The sequence below is a fragment of the Mycobacterium sp. E2479 genome, from assembly GCF_001667925.1.
In the GTDB taxonomy this organism is placed as follows: domain Bacteria; phylum Actinomycetota; class Actinomycetes; order Mycobacteriales; family Mycobacteriaceae; genus Mycobacterium.
In genome coordinates this window covers 35,660-55,583 of record NZ_LZJR01000046.1, presented here as the reverse complement: position 1 = coordinate 55,583, position 19,924 = coordinate 35,660, and the positions used below count along the sequence as shown (strand labels likewise).

The window sequence follows — 19,924 nt, the reverse complement described above, 5'->3', positions numbered from 1 at the left end:
CTTTGACACCTACTTCTGGTAGGACAGCGCCCCGGTGCCCGCGAGCCTTCCGCCTTCGACGATCAGGTATTCGGGACGAATGGGCGTGCCGGCGAACCAGCTCTCCAGAATCTCCCGGGTGCCGGCGGCATAACGTGCCTGAGCGGACAGCGTGGTACCCGAAACATGCGGCGTCATCGCATTATTCGGCATCATTCGCCACGGGTGATCGGGCGGCGGCGGCTGCGGATACCACACGTCTCCGGCGTAGCCCGCCAGCTGCCCGGATTTCAGGGCGTCCGCGATCGCCTCCGGAACGGTCTCCTCGGCGCGGGCGGTGTTGACGATGTAGGACCCCCGCCGCATCGTCGAGATCAACTGCTCGTTGAACATCCTGCGGGTGTCGTCGTACAACGGCGAGTGGATGGACACCACGTCGACGGCCTTGACCAGCGACTCGACCGTGGGGTGAAACGTCACGTTCAGTTGATTCTCCACGTCCGGTGCCAGCCGGCGGGTGTCGGTGTAGTGCAGGTTGACGTCGAACGGCGCCAGCCGGCGCAGTACCGCACGCCCGATCCGGCCGGCGGCGATGACGCCGACATCCATACCCTCGAGGTCGTAGGCACGCTCGACGCAATCGGCGATGTTCCAGCCTCCCTCGGCGGCCCACCGATGCGACGGCACGAAATTGCGCACCAGCGCGAGGATCTGCATCACCGCGTGTTCGGCGACACTGATGCTGTTGCTGTATGTCACCTCGGCCACGGTGATGCCGCGCTCTTTCGCCGCGTCCAGATCCACATGGTCCGAGCCGATGCCCGCAGTCAGCGCCAGCTTGAGTTTGGGCGCCTTGGCGATGCGTTCCCTGGTCAGGTAGGCCGGCCAAAACGGTTGGGAGATCACGATCTCGGCGTCGGCCAGCTCACGCTCGAATTCCGAGTCGGGGCCCTCCTTGTCCGACGTCACGACCAATTCGTGTCCGGCATCTTCGAAAAACTTGCGCAGCCCGAGCGCGCCCGAGACGCAGCCGAGCAGCTCACCGGGCGTGAAGTCGATCTTGGACGGAGTCGGCACCGTGCTGCCGTCGGGATATCCGTGAATCGTCGGGATGCTGTCGCGCGCGTAGCTCGGCGGGTAGCCGTCGACGGGGTCTGGGTAGAGCACCATCACACACTTGGCCATTGAAGTCCTCCTTGGACGGAATCCACCCCAGTCTCGGAGGGCGCCACTCGGGTGTCAAAGACGCCTTTCCGACCGGCTGATAGGCAGCGCCGATCACCGGCCGCTAGGGCAGCTCGCTGAGCGTCGCGCCGATACGGGCCTCGCGGGCGGTCCGCCGTAACGCACGAGCCAACAACGAGCCCGGCTCCGCCCTGTTGGTCACCAGCGCGATCAACGAGGTCACCGAGGGACGCCGCAGCCGCAGCACGCTGACTCCACCGGGTACGCCCAGGGTGTGAATCCATGGTTGCGGAACGATGCTCGCCCACCGGGCGGTGCGGACGTGGGCGAACAGCGCGGCCACGGAATCGGTTTCCAGCTGCGGGGTGACCTGCAGGCCGTGGGTAGCCAGCGCGTCGTCGATGAGCCGGCGGCCCCGCATCCCCTGCGTCAGCAGACACAGCGGTAACTGCACGGCGTCGGACCACGCGATGGTTTTCGCCTCGCCACCAAGCAGTTCGGCGGCGGCGATGAGCACCGGCTGCTCGTGGTACAGCGGGGTGACCAGCAGATCGGCCGTGTCCTGCTGGTCCGGATACAGGATGCCCGCGTCCAATTCGAACTTGCGGACCCGCTCGACGATCCCCGCCGAGCGCAGGTTGACCTCGAGCTGAACCCGCACCAATGGGTGCGCAGCACAAAACGGATCAGTAAGCAGCGCAACGGTGGTCGAGGCGGCCGGCACCACGCCGAGCCGCAGTTCGCCGGTCAGTCCGGCCCGCAGCGCGGTGACTTCCTGTTTCAGGGCGTCGCGGTCGGCCAGAATGCGCCGCGCCCACGGCACCAGCCGCTCACCCTCGGGAGTGAGGCCCTCGAACCTCTGTCCGCGCCGCACCAGCGGGACGTTGAGTTCGGATTCGAGCTTTCGGATGGCTTCCGACAGCGCGGGCTGCGATACGTAGCAGATGCTTGCGGCGCGGGCGAAGTGACGCTCTTGAGCGAGCGCGACGAAGTATTCCAGCTGACGGAACAGCATGAGCCATTCGATCATGCCGCCGGCTGTTAGCGGGTACCCGTCTTGGTGGCCGCAGCGGTTCAGCGCCATGGTTGGCGAAACGAGGCAGCCCACACGCGAAGGAGGCGCACCGTGCCGAAACATCTCGAGGTCGGAGATCACGTCAGATGGAACTCGGAGGCGGGCCAGGTCAGCGGCACCATCGTGAAGAAGCACACCCGCGACACCGAGTACAAAGGCCACAAACGGCATTGCACGAAAGACGATCCGCAATACGAGATACGAAGCGACAAAACCGACCACATCGCGATGCACAAGGGCGACGCCCTGGAGAAGATCGACTAGACCGAGCGCGACACCACCATGGGCGATCAACACGAAATCTGGACCATTGGGCACTGGACATGTCCGGTGCCGACCTTCCTAGAACCCCTGGATCACGCCCTCATCAATCTGCTCGCCGACGTGCGCGCGCAACCAGGCTCGCGCCGCAGCCCGCAGTTCGGAAGTGCAGAGATGTCGCGCTGGCTCGGAGACGCCGGTATCCGTTACATCCACCTCCCCGAGCTCGGCGGACGCCGTCGTCAGCAGAACGTCGATCCCAGCATCAACGCGGGCTGGCAAAACGCGAGCTTCAAGAACTACGCCGACTACACCCTTTCCGGCGAATACCGGCGCGGCCTCACCCGACTGATCACTCTCGCCCGCTCCCACCGACTGGCGATAATGTGCGGCGAACCCATGCCATGGCGATGCCATCGTCAACTGATCGCGAACAGCCTTGTCGCGCAAGGATGGACGGTATGGCACCTGATGAGCGGATCCGCCCCGCGTCAGCACCGACTAGGTCAATGGGGCGCCACGCCCGTGATCGACGAGCGAAAGCGCGTGACCTACCCGGCGGCGCCGATGCCGGCCGGTTAGCCGGACCGATCAGAGCAGGAGGCGGGGCCGTAGCCGCGACGCGCTGATGTCGACCCCCGCGACAAGATCGTCGATCAGCGTATCGACGTACTCCACCAACCCGCCGACGTCGATACCGTGCGGTGCCGGCCGATTCGCGTGGGCGAGGTGGCCGGAGGCGCGGCGAAGCAGAGCGGTGGCACCGTTTCGGTTCCCCCGCTGGACGTGGGTGATCCCGACCGCTAGCTGCGTCAGGCCTTGCCAGAGCGCCTGCTCGTTGGCCGGACCGCTCTTCCACGCGGCCTCTAAGACCTCGTGAGCGTTGAACGCGAAACCTCGATCCAGCAGATCTTGGGCATACGCGAGGGTCTCGGCCGGTGCGAGCTCCAGGTCATCCGGAACGCGTGGCACGCCTGCGCTGCCGGGGGGTAGCGGTCGGCCCAGCGCATCGCGCGGTCGGGCATTTCGCGGCCGACCCGTCTCGTCACGATCACGCTCTGCCATCTGCAATGGGTTCTTTGACCTATAGCGTTTCGTCCAGCTCGCCGAGACGGTCGGTCAACCGCAGATTCTCGGAGTAGTCGACCGGGCAACTGATCAGCGAGACGCCGTCGTCGTTGAGCGCGGTGCGCAGCGTCGGCAGCAGCTCCTCGGCGCTGTTGATGCGATATCCCTTGGCGCCGAAGCTTTCCGCGTAGGTCACCACATCCGGGTTATTGAACTTCACGTAATGGTGTTCTCCGAGTTCGAGGTCCATCTTCCATTCGATGAGGCCATAACCGCCGTCATCCCAAATCAGCACCACCAGCGGGATCCGCTCGCGGACCGCGGTCTCGATTTCTTGCGAGTTCATCAGGAATGCGCCGTCGCCGACGACGGCCAGCACCTTGGCCTCCGGCTGCGCCAGCTTGACGCCCAGCGCTCCGGGAAGGGCAAAGCTCATGGTGGACAACCCGTTTGAGATCAGACAGGTGTTCCGCTCGTACGTCGGATAGAGCCGGGCCATCCACATCTTGGTCGCGCCGGTGTCGACCAGGACGACGTCGCTGCGGCCCAGCGCCGCGCGCGTGTCGGCCACCACTCGCGCCGGCGCCAGCGGATAGCGCGAATCCTCTTGTCCCCGTTCGAATTCCTCATGAAGAAGACCAGAACCGGGGATTTTCGGGTCAGCCTCGAAGACATGGTCCTCGAGCGCCTCGGTCAGCGCGTCCAGCGAAGCGCTGATGTCGCCGATAATTCCGACGTCGACCGAATAATGCGCGTCGACCTCGGCCGGGAAGCGATGAACATGGATGACCTTCTTGTCGGCCGTGGGGTTGATCCGCACCGGGTCGAATTCCTGCAGCTCGTAACCGACAGCGATGACGGCGTCGGCGTTGTCGAACCCGAAGTTCACATAGTCGTGCCGCATGAACCCGAGCGTCCCGATGCTGTTGGGGTGATCGTCGGGCATGACGCCCTTGCCGTGGAACGTGTTGGCCACCGGGATGCCGAATTTTTCGGAGAAGCGCACGAGGGCCTTAGTCGCGTCGGCACGGGCCGCGCCGTGACCGGCCAGCACCACCGGACGACGCGCATTGCGCAAAATATCGACCGCGCGTGCCACCTGGCGGAACGCCGGCGCGTCGGCGCGGACGACGTTGCGCGGCAAGGGCGTCAGGTCGTAGTCGGCCTCGTCGGCGTCGATGTGTTCCGGCACGGCGAGATAGACCGCCGCCGGGCGTTCGGTCTCGGCCTGTTTGAAGGCTTTGCGCACCATCTCCGGTATGGCGCGCGCGGTCGGAATGTCGGCGGCCCACCGGGTGATCGGCGCGAACATGGACACCAGGTCGACGTACTGGTGTGACTCCTTGTACTCGCGGTCGTGACCTACCTGGGCGGAGATCGCCACCAGCGGGGTGCTGTTGGTGGTGGCGTCGGCGACCCCCAGTTGCATGTTGATGGCACCTGGGCCCAGCGTCGAAGACACCACCGCCGCTCGGCCGGTGACCCGCCCGTACATCTCCGCCATGAACGAGGCGGCCTGCTCATGCCGGGTGAGCACATACCGGATGCTCGACGACGCCAGCGCTTGCACGAAACGAATGTTCTCCTCGCCGGGCAACCCGAATACGACGGCGACACCCTCGTTTTCCAGGCACTTGACGATCAACTCAGCGGCTCTGCTCATCCGACACCTCCCTTAGGGGAACGATAGTGGCAGGCTGGGTGTTGGACTTTCCGCCACCGAGCAAGACAAACCCAATGAAGGGAGCGCCGACGTGCCCATCGCCACCATCAACCCGGCTACCGGCGAGACAGTGAAGACCTTCACCCCGGCCACCGATCAAGAAGTCGATGCCGCGATTGCGCGCGCTTACGAACGCTTCCTCGACTACCGCCACAACACGACGTTTGCCCAGCGCGCCCAGTGGGCAAACGCGACCGCCGACCTGCTGGAGGCCGAGGCCGACGAGGTCGCCGCCATGATGACGCTGGAGATGGGTAAGACCCTGAAGTCGGCCAAGGCCGAAGTGCTGAAGTGCGCCAAGGGTTTTCGCTACTACGCCGAAAACGCCGAGCAGATGCTGGCCGACGAGCCGGCCGACGCCAAAGCGGTAGGCGCGAAGCGGGCCTACATCCGCTACCAGCCGCTCGGGGTGGTGCTGGCGGTGATGCCGTGGAACTTTCCGCTCTGGCAGGCCGTGCGGTTCGCGGCGCCGGCGCTGATGGCCGGCAACGTCGGGATCCTCAAGCACGCGTCGAACGTTCCCCAGACCGCGCTCTACCTTGCCGACGTCATCGCCCGCGGCGGCTTCCCCGAGGGGTGTTTCCAGACCCTGCTCGTCTCCTCGAGCGCGGTCGAGCGCATCCTGCGCGATCCCCGGGTGACTGCGGCCACGCTGACAGGCAGCGAACCGGCCGGCCAGTCGGTGGCGGCCATCGCCGGCGACGAGATCAAGCCGACCGTGCTCGAGCTCGGCGGTAGTGACCCGTTCATCGTGATGCCGTCGGCGAACCTGGACGAGGCCGCCAAGACCGCGGTCACCGCCCGGGTGCAGAACAACGGCCAGTCCTGCATCGCCGCGAAGCGGTTCATCGTGCACACCGACATCTACGACGCGTTCGTCGACAAGTTCACCGAGCGGATGAAGGCGCTGACCGTCGGCGACCCGACCGACCCGGACACAGACGTGGGCCCGCTGGCCACCGAATCGGGCCGCGACGAGATCGCCAAGCAGGTCGATGACGCCGCCGCGGCGGGCGCCACGATCCGGCTCGGCGGCAAGGCCATCGACGGACCGGGGTGGTTCTACCCGCCGACAGTGGTCACCGACATCACCAAGGACATGGCCCTGTACACCGAGGAGGTGTTCGGCCCGGTCGCGTCGATGTATCGGGCGGCTGACATCGACGAAGCCATCGACATTGCCAACGCCACCACGTTCGGCCTGGGGTCCAACGCCTGGACCAACGACGAGGCCGAGCAGCAGCGGTTCATCGATGACATCGAGGCCGGCCAGGTCTTCATCAACGGGATGACGGTGTCCTATCCCGAATTGGGGTTCGGCGGCGTCAAGCGGTCCGGGTACGGACGCGAACTCGCCAGCCTGGGCATCCGTGCCTTCGTCAACGCCAAGACCGTGTGGGTCGGGGAATCCGAGAACGGCTCCTCGAGCGGCGGCGACAAGGTCGAGTGAGCCGGACCGCCGAGCGCTAGGCGGAGGCCCCTGCCAGCGCTCGCTCGTCCTCGTCGGCGAAGGTGTCCTCGAGCTGCAGCGGGGAGTAGTCGACATCGATCTCGCCGAGCGGACGTCCGCGGGCGCTGGAGATGGTGCCGAAGCGTCGCATCCCCTTGTCGGCGGCGTACTGCATGAACTCATCCACCGACAGGCCGAAGGGCATCGGGTCGTAGAGGGCGAAGCCTTCCTCGATCAGGCGCAGGCCGAGCGGCATCAGCTCGTTCATCCGCGTTTCGAAGACGCCCCAGTTGGCGTCGTCGGCGGCAACGTGGCGCCGGCAGGTGAAGGTGCCCCACGCCATGTGCCGGCGCTCGTCGTCGCCGATGCGCCGCACCAACTCCTGCATGCCGGGCAGGATGCCGCGTTCCACGCAGATCTTGTGCCAGCCGAAGTAACCGGTCAGCGCCAGCATGCCTTCGACCATGTGGTTATAGGTCACCGACGCCCGCACCTGGGCCGCCGGCGACGGATCAACCGTCAACGCGTTCAGGCAGTCCGGCAGTTCCTCGTAGAAGATCGTGCGGTAGGTCGGCACGTCCTCGAGGAAATTGTGCAGATCCTCGGTGATCCCGACGGCGTCGAGCCACATGCGGAACACCTGGACGTGCTTGGCCTCCTCGAACGCGAACTGCGTCAGATACATCTCGTCACCGAGCCGGCCTTCGGCCCGCATCGCGGCCATGAACGGCTGGATGTCCTGGGTCACCGATTCCTCGCCGGCGATGAACTCGGCGCACAGCCGGGTCGCGTAGTGGCGTTCGTCGTCGGTGAGGCGTTCCCAGTCTTCGCGATCGCGGGAGAAGTCGATGTCGGCGGGATTCCAGAATTTCGCGTTGCCGCCCGCAAACAGCTTGAGCGGCAAGCTGTCCCAGTTGAGACCGCCCTCGGCCATCGAGGCTATACGGGTTCTGTTCATGTGACCTCCTCAGATCGTTTAGGGGCTGAGCCGACCGGCGGGGTTTTCGGCGCAGCGGAGAACGCCACCGCCAGCACCGCGACGAGTCGGCGCACGGCCAGCGCCGGCTGCTCCGGGGTGGGCTCGTCGAGCCCCAGAACCGGATCCAGGCCGCGCATGTAGGGCGCCAATGCCAGGTGCGGAAAGATCAACAGCAGCAACGACAACAGCGCATCGGTGTCGGAATCCGCGCGAAGGTCGCCGCGGACGTGCGCATCGCGGACCAGCGGCCGCATCACTTCCAAATAGTGACGGTGGATGACGTTCTGCACGCTGACGCGGGCTTCGGTGTCGACCTCCAGGGTCGCCGCGGCGTGCAGCGCGCGTTCGTGCGGATGGTCCGCGAAGTAGGCCACCCACGCGTCGAGCCAATCGGTGAGAAAGTCGAAGAACGGCCGGCTCGGGTCGAGTTCGCGGATGCGATCTTCCATATAGGCGCGCACCCGCTGGCTGGCGATGTCGGCGATGAACGCATACAGGTCACGCTTGTCCGCGAAGTACTGGAACAGGCTGCCCTTGGCGACCCCGGCGCGGCGTGCGATGACATTCAGGCTGCCCCGGGAGAACCCATGGGCCCCGAATTCCGACTCAGCGGCCTCGATGATCGCGGCCCGGCGGGCGGGATCGACGCGCGCCCAAGTGACCGTTGGCAATGCCCCTCCTCAACTGAATGACCACTGGTCATCCTACTGTGAGGAACTTCACAGTCAAGGGGTTCGTGCCGGCCTTCTCGCCGAGGCGTGGGGCGCGAGACCGATCGTATGCGGACAGCTCCTAGCTACGCCGACTTCGGCCGGGCGCCTGGACGCAATGCGCCGGGCGATCGGCCGGTGTGTCGCTTGACCAGTCGGTACAGCGTCGCCGGGTCGGCTAGGCCCACCGCAGCGGCGATTTCTTCAAGGGGCATCGGGGTCGTCCGCAGAAGATGCAGCGCACGTTCAAGGCGCACCCGTTGCACAAGCTGCAGTGGGCTGAGTCCGGCCGCCTTCCTCGTTCGTCGCGCCAGCGTCCGCGGGCTCAGCCGGCACCAGTGGGCCAACGAATCCAGCGTGTGTGCCTCGTTCAGATGGGAGCGTACGAATCTCTCCAGCCCGGCGACAGTTTCGTCGCGGGCCGCCAGGTGTGAGGGAATGAGGAACCCCGCTTGCGATGTGCGCTGATCGGCGACGAGTCGGTTGGCGAGTTCGTCGGTCAACGCCGCCCCGCCGAGGTCGCGGATGAGCGCCAGCATCAGGTCGATATGGGCGAACGCGCTACCCGCGGTCCAGATCGGTCCGTCGCGGACCACCATTTCGTCGATCACGACCCGGGCGCCCGGCGCAAGACGGGCAAGATCCGCGCCGAGCCACCACGTGGTCACGCAGCGTCGTTCGTCCAGCAAACCGGCGAAGCCAAGGACGAACACTGCTGTGCACGAGGCGGCGATGTCGGCGCCGCCGGCACGGGCCCTCCGCAGCCATTCCGCAGCGGCGCTCACGTCCGCGGCACCGAGTCGGTCGGCGATCTCGGCGGGTTCGGCGGCACCGAGGCCGGGAATGACGACCACGTCTCGCGGTTTCGCCCGCGCCAGCGGCTGACCCGTGGCGGTCAGTCCGCCACGCAGGGCAACGAGGCTTTCGGGCGCCACGAACCGCAAGTCAAACGAACTTCTGCGGTGGATTCGATTCGCCGCATGGACGACGTCGATCGTGGCGCCCACTGCGCTGGCGCTGGCCCCATCGAGGACAAGAACATCGACACCGATCATGTGGCGAATTATGCAAGGAAATTGTCCGCCCTGCCACTAGCTTCTGGGGCGCCCAGCGCCGCAGGGTGGTTCTCATGCCCTTACTCCGAGTGACCCTCACGTCCGGTGCTTTCGACGATGCTCAGAAGGCGCGTCTCGTGGCAGCGCTCACCGAGGCGGCCTGTGATGCCGAGTCCGTGCCCGACGAGCCCCACCATCGGATTCGCGCATTGGTGCTGCTGACGGAATTGGCTCCGGGAGGCTTCTATTCCGCCGGCGCCTCCGCGGACGCCGGGGTCGCCGGCGTGTTCGTCGATTGGCAAGTCAGCGGCGGCGTGCTCGACGGCGCGCGCAAAGCGCGTTTCGCCCACGACCTTCAACAGGCGGCCGCCTCCGCCGCGGGCACGCACGGCAACCGGACGGTGGTCACATCGTGCGTCATCCACGAGGTGCCCGAAGGTCAGTGGGCCCAGAACGGCGCGATCCGCCGCCTGCCCCAGGTGGCCTCGATGGCCGGCTTCGAACACCTGGTTCCGATCGCATCGCGCGGATAGCCGCGCCACGGCAGAACTGCCCCGGCGTTTCCCGCCAGGCGCCTCAGGGGCGCATCCGGTAGGCGCCGTTCAGCGGCAGGACGTGATCCTTCCAAATCTGGTCGTAGCGCGCGGGGTCGTGGACGGGGCGGCGGATCATCCGCAACGCAAAGCGCGCCTGTTCGTCCGTCGTCGCGGGCTTGTCGGACAGCTCCACCGCGTAGGCGTTGAAGTCGCGGACCAACACGGCGAAGATCTCGTCGATCAACCCCTCGTCGACGCCCGATAGCGCAGCTTCCTCCAGGATGAGCTGGGCGTAGGGAACCGTCGCGAACAGCTGACCGACGGCGAAGGCGAAGTCGATGTCCTTCTGCTGCGTGGCGTCCGGGGTGGCGCTGGCCAGCATGTCGGCGAGCACGTCGATCTGCGAGCGCAGCAGCGCGACGTTGGGCAGGTGTCCGAAGCCGTCGAAGGGCGCGCGCCAGTCGTGGAAGCGCACCTTGCCCAGGCCGCCGGTCGGCCCCTGCGCGAACAGGAAGGCGTCGTCGGCGTCGTCGTCGCGGCGGCCGATCAACGGCAGCCCGCTGTTGGGGGCGAACAGGAAGTTCGGCATGAACTTGGCGAGCAGCCCGATGTTGATGTGCACGGTGCCCTCCAGCCTTGGCAGCAGGCCGATTTCGCGCGTCATCGCCTCGAAGATGGTGTCCTTCTCGACGCCTTTGGCGGCGATGACGTCCCATAGCGCGGTGATGACGCGTTCGCCTTCGCTGGTGATCTTCGCCTTGGTGAGCGGGCTGTACAGCAGGTAGCGGCGGTCGGAGCCCGACGCGCTGCGCATGTAGTCGCAGGCCCGGGTGGCGACCAGCCGCATCGCGACCAGCCGCGCATAGGCATCGGTGAGCAGCCGCCGCACGTGGGTGAAGTCGGTGACGACCGTCCCGTACAGGATGCGGTTGGACGCGTGGGTGACCGCCTCGTACATCGCGTGCGTACACATGCCGACCGCTCCCCAACCGAGGTTGTACTTGCAGACGTTGACGGTGTTGAGGGCGGCGTGAAAGGCCTCGGCGCCGCGGTGCAGGATGTCGGCCTCGGTGACCGGGTAGTCGCGCAGCGCATAGTTGGCGACGAAGTTCTGGGAGTTCACCACGTTCTTGATCAGGTGGTAGCGATCATGCTGGGAGTCTGCGGCGAAAAACACGTATTCGTCGGTGCCGTCGAACTTGCCGAAGGTGGAGACCATCCGCGCCACGTTTGCGTTGCCGATGTAGTACTTTTCCCCGGCGGCCGTCCAGCCTCCGTCCGGCGAGGGTGTCAGGTTCATGTCAGTCTGGTAGACGTCCGCGCCGTGCGTCTGCTCCGACAGGCCGAAGGCGAAGACCTCGCCCGCCTCGAGCAACGCGGCGGCCTTGCGCTTGGCGTCGGAGTTGGCACTCATCCAGATCGGGCCCAGGCCCAAGGCGCTGACCTGGAAGGGGTACCAGTAGTTCAGCCCGTAGAAGCCGACGATCTCGGCGAACGCACTGATCCGGTAGGTATCCCAGCGGCAATCTCGTGCGCCGTAGGCGCTGGGGGTCAGCAACGACGCGAAAATGCGCTCGCGACCGATATGGTCCAAAAACTCCGAGTACCACACCCGTTCGTGGTCATCGGACTTCAGCCGGGCCTTGCCCCGGGACTCGAAGAAGTCGACCGTGGCGGACATGATTTCCGCCGAGCGGTGGTCTGGGTACTGGCGTTGCAGGTGGGTCGGATTGAGCAACATGACGTGACTCCCAGCGGGCTCTCGACGAAGACGAGGGTGACGGTACTGCAATAGCGCGGCCGCCGGGGTCCCCGCAACAAAACGACCCTGTTGGTCACGTACCAGTCCACCTAGCATCAGTGGCGTGTCAGAACTCAATACCGCTCGCGGGCCCATCGATACCGCTGCATTAGGCGTGACCCTCATGCATGAGCACGTGTTCATCATGACCACCGAGATCGCGGAGAACTATCCCGAGGCGTGGGGTGACGAAGATCAGCGTGTCGCCGACGCCGTCAACCGGCTCAACGAGCTGAAGGCCCGCGGCGTGGACACCATCGTCGACCTCACGGTGATCGGCCTGGGCCGCTACATCCCGCGCATCGCCCGGGTCGCAGCGCAGACCGAACTCAATATCGTTGTGGCAACCGGGCTTTACACCTACAACGACGTCCCGATGTACTTCCACTACCTCGGCCCGGGCGGCGAACTCGGCGGCCCGGAGATCATGACCGACATGTTCGTCCGTGACATCGAGCAGGGCATCGCCGACACCGGCATCAAGGCCGGAATCCTCAAGTGCGCCACCGACACGCCGGGCGTCACCCCCGGTGTGGAGCGGGTGTTGCGCGCGGTCGCCCAGGCGCACAAGCGCACCGGAGTGCCGATCTCGACCCATACCCACGCCGGGCTGCGGCGCGGCCTCGAACAGCAGCGCATCTTCGAAGAAGAGGGCGTGGACCTGAGCCGAGTGATCATCGGGCATTCCGGCGACAGCACCGACATCGGTTATCTCGAGGAGCTCATCGCGGCCGGGTCCTACCTCGGGATGGACCGCTTCGGAATCGACGCGTTCCTGCCCTTCGAAGACCGGGTGAACACCGTGGCGCAGATGTGCGAGCGCGGCCACGCCGACAAGATGGTGCTGTCTCACGACGCTAACTGTTACTTCGACGCGCTGCCCGACGAGCTGGTGTCGCAGGTGATGCCGAACTGGCACTACCTGCATATCCACAACGACGTGATCCCGGCGCTCAAGGAGCGCGGCGTGACCGACGAACAGCTGCAGACCATGTTGGCGGAAAATCCGCGCCGTATCTTCGAGCGACAGGGCGCATATGAGTGAGCCGATCCCGCCGATCGGTACGCAGATTTCGGCGTTGGCCGAACTCGCTCCCGAAGAGCCGGCGGTCACCTGCGACGGAGTGACCCTGACCCGCGCCCAACTCGACCGTTCGACGAATCGACTGGCGCGTGCCTACGCCGAGCGTGGTGTGGGCGTCGGCGACTACGTCACGATGGTGCTGCCCAACTCGGTCGAATGGATCCAGGCCGCGGTGGCGTGCTGGAAACTGGGCGCGGTGCCGCAGCCGTTGTCCGCGCGGCTGCCCGACGCGGAGTTGGCGGGCCTGCTCGAGTTGCGACCGCCGGCCTTGCTGGTGGGCCGCGAACATCCCGAGTTTCCCAGTGTGTCAGCGGGTTTCGAACCCAATCCGACGTTGTCGGACGCCGCAGTGCCGGAGGCGGTGTCACCGGTGTGGAAGGCGATGGGATCCGGCGGCAGCACCGGTCGGCCCAAGCTGATCGAATCCGGCGGCGACAGCCGCATACCGCCGGCGATCGGCTATCCCCTGGGGGCCCAGGAGGGCGACACCACACTGATACCGGTACCGCTGTCGCACAACACCGGCTTCACCACCGCCACCATCGCGCTGCTGATGCGTCATCACCTGGTGCTGATGAGCCGCTTCGACCCCGAGCGGTTTCTCCGGCTGATCGCCGACCATCGGGTCAGCTTCCTGACGACGGTGCCGACGATCATGCAGCGGACGCTGCCGGTCTACCAGGCGGACCCGGACTACTACGACCTGTCCTCGATCCGGCGGTTCTGGCATTTGGGGGCGCCCTGTCCGCCCGCCATCAAGCAGGCATGGATCGACCTGCTGGGCGCGGAGAAAGTTTGGGAGCTCTACGGCGGCACGGAATTACAAGCGCTGACGTTCATCTCCGGCGACCAATGGCTGACGCACCGCGGTTCGGTCGGCGTGGTGGTCGCCGGAGAGATGAAGGTGCTCGACGACGACGGCAACCCCTGCCCGCCCGGCGTGGTCGGCGAGATCTACATGCGGCCCGGTCCGGGCAGCGCGCCCACCTATCGTTACGTCGGTGCCACGGCGAAAAGCCGCGACGGCTGGGACTCGCTGGGCGACCTCGGCTGTTTCGATGCCGACGGCTTCCTGTACCTCTCGGACCGGCGCGTCGACATGTTCACCGTCGGCGGACGCAACGTCTATCCCGCCGAGATCGAGAATGCGTTGTCCGCGCACCCGGACGTGCTGTCCTGTCTGGTCGTCGGGGTCCCCGACCCGAACGCCGGTGACCTGGGGCAAGTACCCTACGCCCTGGTACACACGACCGATGGCTCGGCGCTGGATTCCGTTGGCGTGCAAGAATTCCTGCGCGAGCACCTGGCAGGGTACAAAGTGCCGCCCACCCCTGACTTCATCGAATTCGCCGACTCCCCCTTGCGTGACGACGCGGGCAAGGCCCGTCGGTCGGCGGTCCGCGCCCAGATCATGGAACGCTTGGCGCTCGCGGAGGCCGGCTAGGGCGCGATCGCGTCCGCCTCGAGGTCGACGGCCTGGGGCGTTTCGCCCGGCTTCTCGCGTTTCTCCCAGCGGCGCAACGCTTCTCGACACGGCGACTCGACCAGCGCGTAGCTGACCGCGGCGATCGCGAATCCGAAGATCAGCGTCACCGCCAACACCGCGGGCATGCGGCCGGTGAACGGGAATGTCCCGAGCACCGGGAACACCATGGCCAGCGCCGCCAAATGCCACACGAACAGCCCGTAGGACCAGCGCCCCAGGGTCACCATCGCGGTGGTGCCCAAGACATGATGCGGCGTGTCCATCCGGTCCAGCACCAGCGGGGCGACCAGCGCGAAGGCCACTACGGAGCCCATCGCGGTCTTCAGTGCGAATTGCGCCGGGGTGCCGGGCACCAAACCTTCGGGACCGGCCAACGGCGACGCCGCGATCAGGTAGGCGATGACCGCGACGGCGGCCATCACCGGCCGGCCCCCCTTTTTCTGCGCCAAGCGCACTGGCAATCCGATCCCACTGTGCACCCACTCGGCCAACAACATGCCCGCGGCGAACCACGAGAAGAACGCCGGTGGCCAGTTGAGCGGATTCGTGCCAGACCCGGAATGGATTGGCACCCAGCCCCACGCCCAGCTCAGCGCCCCCAGCGCGGCGATCGCCGGCACCCGGGCCCGCGCCGGCAGCCTGCGGGCCAGCAGGGCGAGAACCGGCAATGCCAGGTAAAAACTGACCTCGACCGACAGGCTCCACATCTGGGTCAGCCCGCCGGTCAGCGTCAGCGGCACGTAAATCTGGGTGAGCGTCAGGTTGGCCAGCCACACCGTCGGGCTGGCGTGGTCGGCATCGGGCAACAGGCTCAGGATCACGATGACGGCGACCACGTAGGCGGGCATGATCCGGACCACCCTGGACCGCAGGTAGTGGCCGGTGGCCGGGCGGGGTCCTAAACCCCTTGCCGCCGCGGCATGTCCGCGCCACAGCAGAAAACCCGACAGCGCGAAGAACACCGCCACGGCAAGGTCGAAGCGGCCGAAGAGCCTGCCGATGGCGCCGCTGGAGTGCCCGGTCTGGAACGCGACGTGCGTGACGACGACACCCATGGCCGCGCAGGCGCGCATGCCTTCCACGGCGGGCAGGAAGCTGCGCACCCCGCCCACCCGCTGGTCATCGCTCACCACCACAGTTTGCCTGTGCCGCGTTGCCCGGCGAACGGGTACACCCGACGGACCCACCACCAGGTTCGTAAGCCGACGCCTTACTTTCTGCTGTTAGGGTCAGACGAGTTTGCCCCGGGCTGCTGCTCGGGTCGGGTCGCGGCTGATGAAGCAAGGAATCGAGGGAGGGCACAGCGACGTGAACCGAGCAGTCATGTTGCGGTTCGCCGCATGCGGGATCATCGGACTCGGAGCTGCCCTGCTGATCGCCGCGCTGCTACTGGCGACGTACACCACCAGCAGGATCACCAAAGTTCCCCTGGACATCGACGCCACGCTGGTCGGTGACGGCACCGGGACGGCACTCGACTCCGCGTCGTTGTCGACCGACCACGTCGTCGTCAACCAGAACGTGCCGCTCGTCTCCCAGCAGCAGATCAGCGTCGAATCGCCCGCCAACGCCGACGTGGTCACCCTCCAGGTCGGAAGTTCGTTGCGGCGCACCGACAAGCAGAAGGACAGTGGGCTGCTGCTCGCGATCGTCGACACCGTCACGCTCAATCGAAAGACCGCGCTGGCCGTCTCGGACGACACCCACACCGGGGGCTCGGTCCAGAAACCACGGGCCGTCAACGACGAGAACCCGCCCACCGCGATGCCGCTGAAACACGACGGGCTGTCCTACCGATTCCCCTTCAACACCGAGAAGAAGACCTATCCATACTTCGATCCGATCGCGCAGAAGGCGTTCGACGTCAACTACGAAACCGAGGAAGACGTCAACGGGCTTTCCACCTACAAGTTCACCCAGAACGTCGGCTACAACGCCGACGGCAAGCTGGTTGCCCCGGTGGCATACCCGTCGCTGCTAGCCGGCAACGAGGACGCCAAGCAGACCACGTCGGCGTCGATGTGGGGCGTCCAGGGCGGCGATCCGAACGAGCAGATCACCATGACCCGCTACTACGCGGCGCAGCGCACATTCTGGGTGGACCCGGTGTCGGGCACCATCGTCAAGCAGACCGAGCACGCCGACCACTATTTCGCCCGCGACCCGCTCAAGCCGGAGCTCACCCTGGCCGACTACAAGGTCGCCTCGAACGAAGACACCGTCGAATCCCAGGTCAACGCGGCCCGCGATGAGCGCGACCGGCTGGCGCTGTGGTCGCGGGTGCTGCCGATCACGTTCACCGCGGTCGGTTTGATCGCACTGATCGGTGGTGGGCTGCTGGCCTCGTTCAGCCTGCGCAGCGAGAGCGCTCTGACCGACCCGGGCCTGGACCGGGGCGACCAGGATTTCTTCGGGCGCAGCGGCCTGGAGGAACCGGTGCCCGGAGCCGAAGCCGAGACCGAGAAGCTGCCCACCCAGCGTCCCGAGGCCCCTCAGGAGTCCGGTCCGCCCGGGGTCGACCGTCCCGTCCCGCCCGGGTCGGCCGGCCCGGACGAACCGACCGAGGCGGGGCCGGCCGAACCCAATCCGCCCGGTCCGCACGACCGCGAATAGCCCAGCCCGGATGCGTTGACCGTGCGGTGGACCCGCCCCGGGTACGCACTGGTCTTGGCGCTGCTGGTGGTCGGGCCGCTCTTGGCGCCCGGCTACCTGCTGTTGCGTGACGCGGTTTCCACGCCGCGGTCCTATCTGTCCGATACCGCGCTGGGGCTGACGTCGGCGCCACGCGCCACCCCCCAGGATTTCGCGGTGGCGCTGGCCTCCCATCTGGTCGACGGCGGCGTCGTGGTGAAGAGCCTGCTGGTTCTCGGGCTGTGGCTTTCCGGGTGGGGCGCAGCCCGGCTGGTCGCGGTCGCGCTGCCATGCGCGGGCATTTCCGGCCAGTTCGTGGGTACCACCGTGGCGATCTGGAATCCCTATGTCGCAGAACGGCTGCTGCAGGGACATTGGAGCCTGTTGGTCGGTTACGGCTGCCTGCCGTGGGTGGCCGCAGCCATGCTGACACTGCGGACGACGGCGGCGAGCCGGTTGGTGTTCTGCGGGCTGGCCTTCTGGATCGCGCTGGCCGGGCTGACCCCGACCGGGCTGCTGCTCGCCGCGACGGTGGCGCTGGTCTGTGTGGCGGCGCCCGGTACCGGCCGGCCGCGCCGGTGGTGCGCCGCCGCGGCGCTCGGTGCCGCACTGGTGGCCGCGCTGCCATGGCTGACGGCGTCGGCGATGGGCTCGTCGCTAACCGCCCACACGGCGGCGAACCGGCTCGGGGTCGAGGCATTCGCGCCCCGCGCCGAGCCCGGGTTGGGCACCCTGGCCAGCCTGGCCAGCCTCGGCGGCATCTGGAACGGCGACGCCGTACCCGGTTCGCGCACCACGCTTTTCGCGGTGTTCTCGGCCGTGGTGCTGCTGGGTGTGGTGGTCGCGGGCCTGCCGACGGTCATCCGGCGCCCGGGGGCGGTGCCCGTGCTGGTGCTGGCGGCGGTGAGCGTGCTCGTCCCAGCGGCGCTGGCGACCGGCCCGGGCCTGCGGCTGCTGAGCACGGTGGTCGACGCCGTGCCCGCGTTCGGGGTGCTGCGTGACGGACAGAAGTGGGTGGCGCTGGCGGCGCCGGGCTACGCCCTGGCGGGTGCCGGCGCGGTGCTGACGCTGCGCCGGTGGCTACGGCTTTCCGGGACCGCCGCCCCTGCGCTGGTCTGTTGCCTGGCGCTGCTACTGGCGCTGCCCGACCTGGCCTGGGGGGTGTTCGGCAAGGTGACGCCGGTGCACTATCCGCGCGGTTGGACCGCGCTCGCCGCGGCGATCGACGCCCAACCGGACGCGGTCGCGACGCTGCCCGCCGGCACCATGCGGCTGTTCTCCTGGTCGGGTCCCGCACCGGTGTTGGACCCGCTGCCCCGGTGGGTGCGCGCCGACGTGCTCAGCACCGGTGACCTGGTGATCTCCGGCACCACCATTGCCGGGGAGGGCACGCAGGCGCGAGCGGTGCAGAGGCTCTTGCTCTCCGGGCCCGATCCGGCGGCACTGGCCGCGGCCGGGGTGGGCTGGCTGGTGGTGGAATCCGACAGCGCCGGCGACATGGGGGCGTCCGGCCGGACGCTGGCCGCGCTGTCCCCGGTCTATCGGGACCACGAGATTGCGCTCTACCGCATCGGCGGGCAGACCCCAGGGGTGTCGGCCGGGCGGCGGACGACGACGATGGCCGCGCATCTAGCGTGGCTGGCGCTGCTGATCGGCGGCGGCGCCGGCGCGGTGATGGGTGCGTGGCGGCGTCGCGCCGGCTCAGTCCCGCCCGGTGACTAGCCCGTTGACCTTGCGGCCGGCCTGCACCGCTTCCAGCACGCCGCACATCGCGTCCGCGCTTTGCGCCCAGGAGAATTCAGCGCAGCGAGTGTGCGCCTTGGCGCCGAGTTGATCGCGCAGCACCGGATCGGCGAGCAGTTCTTCAAGCCGATCCACCAGCTCGGCGTGGCTGTCCACCAGGATCCCGGTGACCTCGTCGACGATCGAGTCCGACAGGCCGCCCGAGGACCGGTAGCCGATGGTCGGCACCCGGTGCTGCGCCGCCTCGACGACGGCCAGACCCCAGCCCTCCTTGCGTGACGGCAACAGGTGCACCCAGGCCCCTTGCAGGACATGGTGTTTGGTCACGTCGTCGACATGCCCGTAAAACGTCACCGCCGAAGTGATGCCGAGCCGCCGCACGTGCTCGACGAGTCGCTCGCGCCACCAGCCGTCGCCGACGATGTCCAGGTGCAGGCCGGGGAGCCGCGGCAGCAGCCGCGCGACCGCCTCCAGGGCGTCCTCGATCTGCTTGTGCGGTACCAGCCGCGAGAGCACCACCACCCGCGGCGCCGCCGACCGTGGGCCCGTCAGCGATTGCGCAGGCGCTCGGTCCAGGCCGTTGCGCACCACCGCGATCTGCGAGCCGTTGACGCCGAGGGTGACCAGGTCGCGCGCGGACGGCAGCGACACCGTGACGTACTGGTTGTGCCGGTTCACCCGCGGCGACAGCGTCGACTCGACGAACCAGCCGAGCCGGCCCAGCACCGGCCCGGCCACCGGCCACTGCTCGCGGTGACAGTGGTGCACCAACACCACCACCCGGCGGCCGTAGATCAGCCGGGCCAGAAAGGGCAAGCCGTTCTGGGTGTCGACGACCACGTCGGGCCGGACGTCGCGCAGCGATCCGACACCCAGCCGCGCCGAGGCCATCGCCAGCAACGCCCAGACGTACACCGAGTAGCGGCCACCGGCCCGGCTGATCCGCACGCCGTCGACGACCTCGCCGCGCGGCGCGCCGGGATAGCGGGCGGTACGTAGGGTCACAGCGATCCCCGATGCCGCCAGCTGGGCGCCGATCCGCTGCAAATAGGCTTCGCTGCCGCCGCCCTGCGGGTGCCCGGTATCGCGCCAGCACAGCAGCAGGACCGAGCGCAGAGCAGACATCACCGGTCAGCCTAATGGGGAGGGGTCGGTGCG

The 19,924-nt window shown here is 67.3% G+C and carries 18 protein-coding genes; 8 read left to right on the top strand and 10 right to left on the bottom strand.

The features are described 5' to 3' along the window. Positions 1-9 precede the first annotated feature (9 nt). Positions 10-1,164, bottom strand: coding sequence for an NAD-dependent formate dehydrogenase (locus A5686_RS05010; RefSeq protein WP_067931730.1), 1,155 nt, complete (start codon positions 1,162-1,164; stop codon positions 10-12). A gap of 103 nt (positions 1,165-1,267) precedes the next feature. Next, a complete protein-coding gene (locus tag A5686_RS05005; RefSeq protein ID WP_067931818.1) occupies positions 1,268-2,179 on the bottom strand; it encodes a LysR family transcriptional regulator in 912 nt (303 codons plus the stop codon). A gap of 111 nt (positions 2,180-2,290) precedes the next feature. On the opposite strand from A5686_RS05005, the gene A5686_RS05000 reads away from it, so the two are divergent. Together A5686_RS05000 and A5686_RS04995 are read left to right on the top strand one after the other, a co-directional pair. Further along, complete coding sequence (locus tag A5686_RS05000; RefSeq protein ID WP_067931816.1) at positions 2,291-2,503, top strand: DUF2945 domain-containing protein; 213 nt, start codon at positions 2,291-2,293, stop codon at positions 2,501-2,503. 18 nt (positions 2,504-2,521) lie between these two features. After that, positions 2,522-3,082, top strand: a complete 561-nt coding sequence (locus tag A5686_RS04995) for a DUF488 family protein (protein WP_067931728.1) — start codon at positions 2,522-2,524, stop codon at positions 3,080-3,082. A gap of 9 nt (positions 3,083-3,091) precedes the next feature. Here the strand turns inward: A5686_RS04995 and A5686_RS04990 are convergent, their stop codons facing one another. Both A5686_RS04990 and A5686_RS04985 read right to left on the bottom strand, forming a co-directional pair. Then, positions 3,092-3,565, bottom strand: a complete 474-nt coding sequence (locus tag A5686_RS04990; RefSeq protein ID WP_067931726.1) for a DUF309 domain-containing protein — start codon at positions 3,563-3,565, stop codon at positions 3,092-3,094. Positions 3,566-3,584: 19 nt separating this feature from the next. Further along, positions 3,585-5,231 (bottom strand): acetolactate synthase large subunit, encoded by a 1,647-nt coding sequence (locus tag A5686_RS04985; RefSeq protein ID WP_067931724.1) that lies wholly within the window; start codon positions 5,229-5,231, stop codon positions 3,585-3,587. Between the two features lie 91 nt (positions 5,232-5,322). On the opposite strand from A5686_RS04985, the gene A5686_RS04980 reads away from it, so the two are divergent. Then, a complete protein-coding gene (locus A5686_RS04980; RefSeq protein ID WP_067931722.1) occupies positions 5,323-6,741 on the top strand; it encodes an NADP-dependent succinic semialdehyde dehydrogenase in 1,419 nt (472 codons plus the stop codon). A 16-nt stretch (positions 6,742-6,757) separates the two neighbouring features. Here the strand turns inward: A5686_RS04980 and A5686_RS04975 are convergent, their stop codons facing one another. The 3 genes from A5686_RS04975 to A5686_RS04965 all read right to left on the bottom strand — a co-directional run bounded on the left by A5686_RS04975 (position 6,758) and on the right by A5686_RS04965 (position 9,485). Further along, positions 6,758-7,699: a R2-like ligand-binding oxidase gene (locus tag A5686_RS04975; protein WP_067931720.1), complete on the bottom strand. Its 942-nt coding sequence runs from the start codon at positions 7,697-7,699 to the stop codon at positions 6,758-6,760. Then, the gene (locus tag A5686_RS04970; RefSeq protein WP_067931718.1) at positions 7,696-8,391 is read right to left on the bottom strand and encodes a TetR/AcrR family transcriptional regulator; all 696 of its coding nucleotides are present in this window, start codon (positions 8,389-8,391) and stop codon (positions 7,696-7,698) included. Before A5686_RS04970 ends, A5686_RS04975 begins: the two co-directional genes overlap by 4 nt. Positions 8,392-8,516: 125 nt before the next feature. Continuing rightward, positions 8,517-9,485, bottom strand: coding sequence for a GlxA family transcriptional regulator (locus A5686_RS04965; protein WP_067931716.1), 969 nt, complete (start codon positions 9,483-9,485; stop codon positions 8,517-8,519). 74 nt (positions 9,486-9,559) lie between these two features. Here A5686_RS04965 and A5686_RS04960 point away from each other — a divergent pair, with 74 nt between their 5' ends. Beyond that, positions 9,560-10,018, top strand: coding sequence for a tautomerase family protein (locus A5686_RS04960; protein WP_156749939.1), 459 nt, complete (start codon positions 9,560-9,562; stop codon positions 10,016-10,018). A gap of 43 nt (positions 10,019-10,061) precedes the next feature. Here A5686_RS04960 and A5686_RS04955 read toward each other — a convergent pair whose 3' ends face one another. Further along, positions 10,062-11,762, bottom strand: a complete 1,701-nt coding sequence (locus tag A5686_RS04955; RefSeq protein ID WP_067931712.1) for an acyl-CoA dehydrogenase family protein — start codon at positions 11,760-11,762, stop codon at positions 10,062-10,064. A gap of 124 nt (positions 11,763-11,886) precedes the next feature. Here A5686_RS04955 and A5686_RS04950 point away from each other — a divergent pair, with 124 nt between their 5' ends. Both A5686_RS04950 and A5686_RS04945 read left to right on the top strand, forming a co-directional pair. Then, positions 11,887-12,867: a phosphotriesterase gene (locus A5686_RS04950; protein WP_067931710.1), complete on the top strand. Its 981-nt coding sequence runs from the start codon at positions 11,887-11,889 to the stop codon at positions 12,865-12,867. Beyond that, on the top strand, positions 12,860-14,350 hold the full coding sequence (locus A5686_RS04945) for an AMP-binding protein (protein ID WP_067931708.1): 1,491 nt from the start codon (positions 12,860-12,862) through the stop codon (positions 14,348-14,350). Before A5686_RS04950 ends, A5686_RS04945 begins: the two co-directional genes overlap by 8 nt. Here the strand turns inward: A5686_RS04945 and A5686_RS04940 are convergent. Then, positions 14,347-15,579, bottom strand: a complete 1,233-nt coding sequence (locus A5686_RS04940; RefSeq protein ID WP_156749938.1) for an acyltransferase — start codon at positions 15,577-15,579, stop codon at positions 14,347-14,349. The genes A5686_RS04945 and A5686_RS04940 overlap by 4 nt on opposite strands. A 121-nt stretch (positions 15,580-15,700) precedes the next feature. On the opposite strand from A5686_RS04940, the gene A5686_RS04935 reads away from it, so the two are divergent. Together A5686_RS04935 and A5686_RS04930 are read left to right on the top strand one after the other, a co-directional pair. Then, on the top strand, positions 15,701-17,005 hold the full coding sequence (locus tag A5686_RS04935) for a DUF3068 domain-containing protein (protein WP_197520477.1): 1,305 nt from the start codon (positions 15,701-15,703) through the stop codon (positions 17,003-17,005). Positions 17,006-17,026: 21 nt separating this feature from the next. Further along, entirely contained in the window at positions 17,027-18,745 is a 1,719-nt protein-coding gene (locus tag A5686_RS04930; RefSeq protein ID WP_067931704.1) for a hypothetical protein, read from the top strand. Here A5686_RS04930 and A5686_RS04925 read toward each other — a convergent pair. Next, on the bottom strand, positions 18,725-19,891 hold the full coding sequence (locus tag A5686_RS04925) for a glycosyltransferase family 4 protein (protein ID WP_067931702.1): 1,167 nt from the start codon (positions 19,889-19,891) through the stop codon (positions 18,725-18,727). The genes A5686_RS04930 and A5686_RS04925 overlap by 21 nt on opposite strands. Positions 19,892-19,924 lie beyond the last annotated feature (33 nt).